The organism is Flavobacterium sp. GQ95, from assembly GCF_059758655.1.
This window is the reverse complement of the sequence record NZ_JCAXEB010000004.1, coordinates 402,269-408,330: the sequence shown is the minus strand read 5'-3', so window position 1 is coordinate 408,330 and position 6,062 is coordinate 402,269. Positions and strand designations below refer to the sequence as shown.

General features: G+C 30.3%; 9 protein-coding genes. 8 read left to right on the top strand and 1 reads right to left on the bottom strand.

The window, feature by feature from the left end; genetic code table 11:
- Together AC6CH4_RS11235 and AC6CH4_RS11230 are read left to right on the top strand one after the other, a co-directional pair.
- Positions 1 to 967 (top strand): polymorphic toxin type 23 domain-containing protein (locus AC6CH4_RS11235; RefSeq protein ID WP_498102967.1); only part of this gene is annotated, 967 nt, incomplete at its 5' end.
- Between the two features lie 10 nt (positions 968 to 977).
- Positions 978 to 1,568 carry a hypothetical protein gene (locus tag AC6CH4_RS11230; protein WP_498102965.1) on the top strand — a complete coding sequence of 197 codons (591 nt, stop codon included), beginning with the start codon at positions 978 to 980 and terminating at the stop codon, positions 1,566 to 1,568.
- A gap of 31 nt (positions 1,569 to 1,599) precedes the next feature.
- Here AC6CH4_RS11230 and AC6CH4_RS11225 read toward each other — a convergent pair whose 3' ends face one another.
- Positions 1,600 to 1,725, bottom strand: a complete 126-nt coding sequence (locus tag AC6CH4_RS11225; protein ID WP_498102963.1) for a hypothetical protein — start codon at positions 1,723 to 1,725, stop codon at positions 1,600 to 1,602.
- Between the two features lie 329 nt (positions 1,726 to 2,054).
- Here AC6CH4_RS11225 and AC6CH4_RS11220 point away from each other — a divergent pair, with 329 nt between their 5' ends.
- The 6 genes from AC6CH4_RS11220 to AC6CH4_RS11195 all read left to right on the top strand — a co-directional run bounded on the left by AC6CH4_RS11220 (position 2,055) and on the right by AC6CH4_RS11195 (position 6,060).
- Positions 2,055 to 2,405 (top strand): hypothetical protein, encoded by a 351-nt coding sequence (locus AC6CH4_RS11220; protein WP_498102961.1) that lies wholly within the window; start codon positions 2,055 to 2,057, stop codon positions 2,403 to 2,405.
- A gap of 525 nt (positions 2,406 to 2,930) precedes the next feature.
- Positions 2,931 to 3,125 (top strand): hypothetical protein, encoded by a 195-nt coding sequence (locus AC6CH4_RS11215; RefSeq protein WP_498102959.1) that lies wholly within the window; start codon positions 2,931 to 2,933, stop codon positions 3,123 to 3,125.
- Positions 3,126 to 3,346: 221 nt separating this feature from the next.
- Positions 3,347 to 3,928 (top strand): outer membrane beta-barrel protein, encoded by a 582-nt coding sequence (locus AC6CH4_RS11210; protein ID WP_498102957.1) that lies wholly within the window; start codon positions 3,347 to 3,349, stop codon positions 3,926 to 3,928.
- A 1,386-nt stretch (positions 3,929 to 5,314) separates the two neighbouring features.
- Positions 5,315 to 5,488 carry a hypothetical protein gene (locus tag AC6CH4_RS11205; RefSeq protein WP_498102955.1) on the top strand — a complete coding sequence of 58 codons (174 nt, stop codon included), beginning with the start codon at positions 5,315 to 5,317 and terminating at the stop codon, positions 5,486 to 5,488.
- A gap of 91 nt (positions 5,489 to 5,579) precedes the next feature.
- Complete coding sequence (locus AC6CH4_RS11200; RefSeq protein ID WP_498102953.1) at positions 5,580 to 5,702, top strand: hypothetical protein; 123 nt, start codon at positions 5,580 to 5,582, stop codon at positions 5,700 to 5,702.
- A gap of 169 nt (positions 5,703 to 5,871) precedes the next feature.
- On the top strand, positions 5,872 to 6,060 hold the full coding sequence (locus AC6CH4_RS11195) for an RHS repeat-associated core domain-containing protein (RefSeq protein WP_498102951.1): 189 nt from the start codon (positions 5,872 to 5,874) through the stop codon (positions 6,058 to 6,060).
- Positions 6,061 to 6,062: the final 2 nt, after the last annotated feature.

Here is a 6,062-nt window from a genome sequence, read left to right as displayed (position 1 = left end):
GGTTTATACTGATCCTAGCGGAGAGTTTGTTTGGTTTGTTCCATTAATATATGCTGCGGTAAATGTAGGTGTAGATTTGATTCAAAATAACGGTAAAATGAATTTTGGAGAAATTTCATTATCAGCAGGTATGGGTGCACTAAGCGGTTTTACTAGTGGTGCGACAAGTGTCGGCGGAGCATTTATAGGTGCTGGAGTAGGGCAGTTAAATAAGTTTATGCCGAGTATTTCAATTTATCAATCTGGTAATTTTAATATAGGTATTTCTCCAATGATTGGGTACGGAACTAGTGGATTTAATGCTGGAGCCAGTTTAAATGTTGATGGTAAAGTTGGTGATGTTGCTTTTGGTGCAAGTATTGGATTTGGATACAATTCTGGAACCAGTAGTTTAGGGGAATCATCTGGGAGCAGTGGATTTTATAATTATGGTGGTTCTCTGGCATATAATGACGGACATGCTAATTATGGATTAGGATATTCATATAATTCATTTGGTGGAAAAACAGCACAAGGTGTAGCAGCAATTACTATATTGGCAGGTGATTTTACTTTAAGAGTCGATGAAGATTATTTAGGTGATACCAGAGATCGATACAGGACCGGAGGCTTATTCGCTACTTATAAAGTTAATAATCATCTAACTCTCGCTTTTGGTGGGAGTATGATGACCGGTGATGCAGATTCTAAAAAGGCAATTGCTAGTCCTTATGGAAATCCTAAAATGACCAAAGGGTTGCATGCACAAGAAATCATGCCTCAATTACGAGCAGGATCAATGTTTGGAGGAGTCATTTATAAGGGTCAGTCAAGTTTTTATGGGCATAATAGTGAGAAAAGGCTTCATAGCATCCAAAATTGGATTCATAGAAATGTTGTTACAACTGAATATTTTCCTGATAGAGGTTTTTCATCAAAACCATATAGCTATTCGGGAAGTTATAATTCTAATTATCTATTCTATTAATAAAATTAACATGAGAAGTTTAATTATAATTTTGTTTATACTGTTATTTTGTAGTAACTGCAATACTATCAAAAATGTGCCCCCTTTCTCTTTTCTTAGTAAACCAATTGACAGTACAAAAATTAGGTTTAATGGATTCTATAACACATTGGATACCACTGTTTTTAATGGTGTTAAAGCATCCGAAGAATATACTTCAAATCATGAGGTAATATTTAAAATAAATCAAAAAATTTATTTGAGTTATGGAGTTGCAAAAGGGACTACTCCTTTTGATTGCGATTCCTATAAAAGGATTAATGATTTTTACAGGAATCAGAATGTAAATATTATGGGAAGGTTTACTATCAAAAATGATTCTATTTATGCTTCTCTACCGGTTTATTTTAGGATGCCTGGGATGGCTTTAAAACTGTGTAATGCAAACTATAGAGGATTTATTAAGAATAGAGATACTATTACAGATTGGAAAGTGATACCGCCTTACCCAATAAAAATTGGCAAACTTGAAAAGAGATTCCATTCAAATTCCCATTTATTTGAGCCCCAAATATTATACTTTGTAAAAACAGATGCAGTAAAATGTTTAGATATGGATTGAGAATGACTAATCCTTAAGAAACGGAAATACATTAAAAAGGTATTGATGTTCCGTCAAAAGTACCCATTACTATTAACCCATCAGGATTAGCTAAAGCTAATGAGAATGCGCAAATATCCGGTTTATTACCCTGATTTTGAATAGTAACTGATACCATCCAGTTAAATAACTCTAATAGCTTAAATTAACTAAAAAATGTTTAAAGAGCTGATTTTAGTTGAAAGCATTACCAATAATAATCAAGTTTAATAAAGAAAAAAATAACAATATTAAGTAAAGCAAGTTTCATTATCAGAATAGGAATTCTTATTCTTTCAATCATTTAACAGTCTTTTCGGACAAACCATCAATGATGATAATCTTATTTTTTGGAGGTCGACAAAGAAACTAACAACTGATGATTTTGAAATTAAGACAAAGAATGGAGAAGTGAATTTTTCCTTTGCTCAATTTGGGGTAGACTATAAAGTTAATGGATTTGATTGTATGACGAAAAATTTTAATAAAAAAGTTCGTAACTATTTCATTAAATCTGCTTCCTGGATTGATACAACATCAAATGTTTCAAATTCTCTTCGTTACGAACAAACACTTTTTGATATTTGCGAAATCTATACCCGGCAATTTAGAAAAACATTAAAAGAGAACAGAAAGAAAATTATTTCTGGAACCCAATTTGTTGAAGCATTAAATCAAAAATTAATGACTGATTTTGCTAACCGTAGAGTTTTATATACCAGAGAATCAGATTTTGGACAATCTCAAAAAAAGCAGACAGAATGGGAATTACTGATCCTAAACGAACTAAACGAATTAAAAGAGTTTGCTAGCGAATGATAAAAGAACAGCACCCGATATCGTGTGGTATGCAGAGGTTGGTTAAATTGACTTAAAAAGGAAAGATATATAAGAAAACGAAAGCGAAAGAAAAATAGCACTAACTGTTTTTAGGTGCTAGATGTTTAAGCACGGTACGCGACAAAAGTATTAGTGCGGGAGTGTGAAAAATAGAACGTGTGTTACTAAAAATATGGTAAAACCAGAAATGTACCAGTAGAAAATAAGGGTAGTATTTTTAAAGGTTAGTGATAAACATTTTCCATTTCTAATTTATTGAAAAAAAAGTATTAAAAGAGAATTATAAGATTACTCGTTTAAACAACGAATAAAATCTAAACTATAAAAAAAATGAAACAAATTGAATGTAATAATTGTGAAACAATTAATAGAAATACTAAATATTGTCATGTTTGCGGTTATGAATTACCTATTATGTAAGCAATATAAAAAAATAATGTCAATGCAACTGTTAGAGATTCCGCAAAAAATAAGATAACTAAACATCATTTTAAATTACCAGACTTGCCTGATTCAAATTTTGCGCTTGAAGTATCGATTTGGACAGGTCGTTCAAAATTGTTTATGAATAATCAACAATTGAAGCGGGCAAAAGAAAAAGGAAAACCTTTCCTTATTCCGAAAGGCAATAATGAATTTTCAAAAGCTTTTCCCAAACAGTCTTTTCCGGATCTAATTCCTATACTAGAAATTATTTAGACAAGAAGGAACTTTGATTAATAAGTATCTCAAAGTTATCGGAATAATTATAAGTTCTTTACTTGTATACCTTGCGATTATAATATTACTACAAAAGTTTCTGTTTTAGGATGCCTCCTATTTTCTTGGAGAAACAACAAATGACATAACTCAAAAGTAAAAAATGCTGCTTGGAAGCGCTAAAAAAACAATTATATAACTTAAACTCAAAATACATTAAAATGAAAAAGAAAATAACAATATTATTTGTTGCTTTATCTTGCTATTTCGTAAATGCTCAAAATAACAGTTCAAATATTAAAATTAACAAATTTCAGTTCGGTGTAAGTTATGCACTTACTTCAGATGAGATAGCTTACAAAAATCCTTTCAATGCATCATTAAATTATCAATTAAAACAATGGAGAGCCATTGGTTTAGGCATCGGTATTCAGGTTTACATGTTTAGCCCTGAATCTGAATATAGCAAAAACTTTTCCACTCGTTGGGGTTTTAATCCAAATATTAGTTCTTCTTATTCCTTTTTAAATAATAAATTCAAAACTTATGCAGCATTTGGGTATTATTTTGATGAGTATGAATTAACAATAAGTGAGCTTTATCTTGTCTCACCATCCAAGAAGTATGCTGTAAAGTCTACTGGATTTACCGTTATTCCAGGTATTAAGTATTTTTTACATTCAAATATATTTTTAGATATAAATTATACACTTCTAAAATATAAAACTAAAGATGTTTGGGATTATGGTTCATACTCCTTCAGCGATAATTTATTTAATATTGGAGTTGGTGCATCTTTTTAATTCTTTTATTTAAATCATAGATATATGTTTGGGGGTTTATGGTTTTGTTAAATTGAATATTCAAAAAATATGGTGAAAATGCTATTAAAACAAAATTGCGAATACAGCTATTTTGAAAATAAAATCCAACTAGAACTTATCTTATAGTAGTTTATCGAATAATTTTCAGCAACCTGAAAATAGAAACTTAAATAGTAGTATAGCAACCAGGACAAGCCGTATCAAAACAATTTGATCTTGCTTTCTCCCCAGGCATTGGAATATTACAGCAACCGAGATTCAGTTGTATCACAATTGCCTTTAGACCCTCCGGTTCCTGCTTCTTCCTTTTCTACCATAGGCTGAACATTGTTTACAATGCTTTTAAAAGCCTTGATAGTTGCTATAATCTGTACAATTAAGGTATTATTAGAATAAAGAGTTTACTGATAATGAACCGAAGTAGTACTATTAGCTAACAGAAGTTTTGCGCAACTGCTATATTCGTGGTTGCGGGAACGCACTTTTCAGTCAGGCCGAGCGAATTCAATTCCAATTTCCGCAGCTGCCGCAAAGCCACAGGACGTTGTCTTATATTTTAAAGAACTACATGGTACAAAAAATAATCGAAATTATTGAATATGAAAATGAAAGTCACAGAGTAGACTTTAAAAAATTGAATATCCGTTAGGAAAGGACACCAAAAAGAATGAAGTCCTTAAGGATTTTTATGCTTTTGTTAATCACTTATCTGAAGATGATAAATTCATAGTAATTGGTATAAAAGAAAAGGAAGAGAAATCAAAAGAAACTTTTGGAATTGATAAATCCCACTGATGAAGCCAAATATCGACAGTTTATTAATGAGAACATTGAACCACAAATAAATTTTGAGTACAATTATTTTATTATAAAAATTAAAACTTTTTGTTTTTTTTAACTTTCCAAAAACAATAATCGACCATATTTATCTAAGAAAGATTGTAAGAATCCAATTGATACAAAAACAGAGTTTAAATATGGAGATGGATTTATAAGAGTTGGTACGCCTACAAAAAAATTGGAAGAAAAGAATTAGATGATATAAATAAAAAAATATCTAAATCGGCAAGAAGATATTGATGTTATGTCTGTTATTGGAAAACCATCAGGCAAAAAATTAATAAATGGGATGTGAAATATCTTGATTTAAAAATAACAAACAAATCAATTTTCAAGTGGATCAGCAAATTCGAAAGATAGTCAAGAAATAAAAGATGTAGCATTAACAAAAGGAGTGTTATTCATATGGTATAATTAAGGGAAAAATGAGCTCGTTGAAACTATAAAAAAATTGCAATATTTAAATTATGGTACAGATTTAACTTTAATTATATTTCAATTTATGTAGATCCAATATCTTATTTATTGGAACATCTAAGAGATATTGAATCCTACAGAAAAAATAAAAAATCCATTGGTATTCCAGTAATTGTTAACGATGAGAATTTCTTTAGCAAAATAGAATCAAAGCGTTATGGTTTTATAGGAGACTCTATTTCGCAAAAGCTAGATTTGCTTGCAGAGGTAGTAAAAAATTAGCTACCTATATAGAATTGTTGAAATCAGATTTACAGAATATTTTCAAGGAAGTATGAAAACAGTTTTAATAGAAATCTATTTAAATAATCTCATGGAGAAATCTGATTTAGAGTTTCGTCAAATTAGCGTAGGTACAATCGAGGAAAGAGGATTAGGAGAAGTTGTTGAAGAAACTTCTTGTCCAAACAACATGTTGCAATTGTTATTGAAGTAGAAGAAAACAAGGAAATTAACAACGATTTAGAAAGTTTATTATTGTCTTTTAGTTTTTTTATTTTAAAATTCAAGATGTTTCGATAGATGAGGAATAATTTTGATAGCTTATTGCTCTTAGCTTTGGGATGCACCGGACATAGAACTTACCAACATGAGTGGTCGTTTATATGATCCCACTGCATCGTTTTTTACAACCTGATAATTTTGTACAGAAACCCTTTAATACCCAAAACTATAATTGTTATGGTTATGTGCTTAATAACCCATTTAAATATACAGATCCAAGCGGAGAATTTATTTTGTTTGCTCCATTAATATGCTGCGATAAATGTAGGTGTAGATTTGATTCAAAATAAGA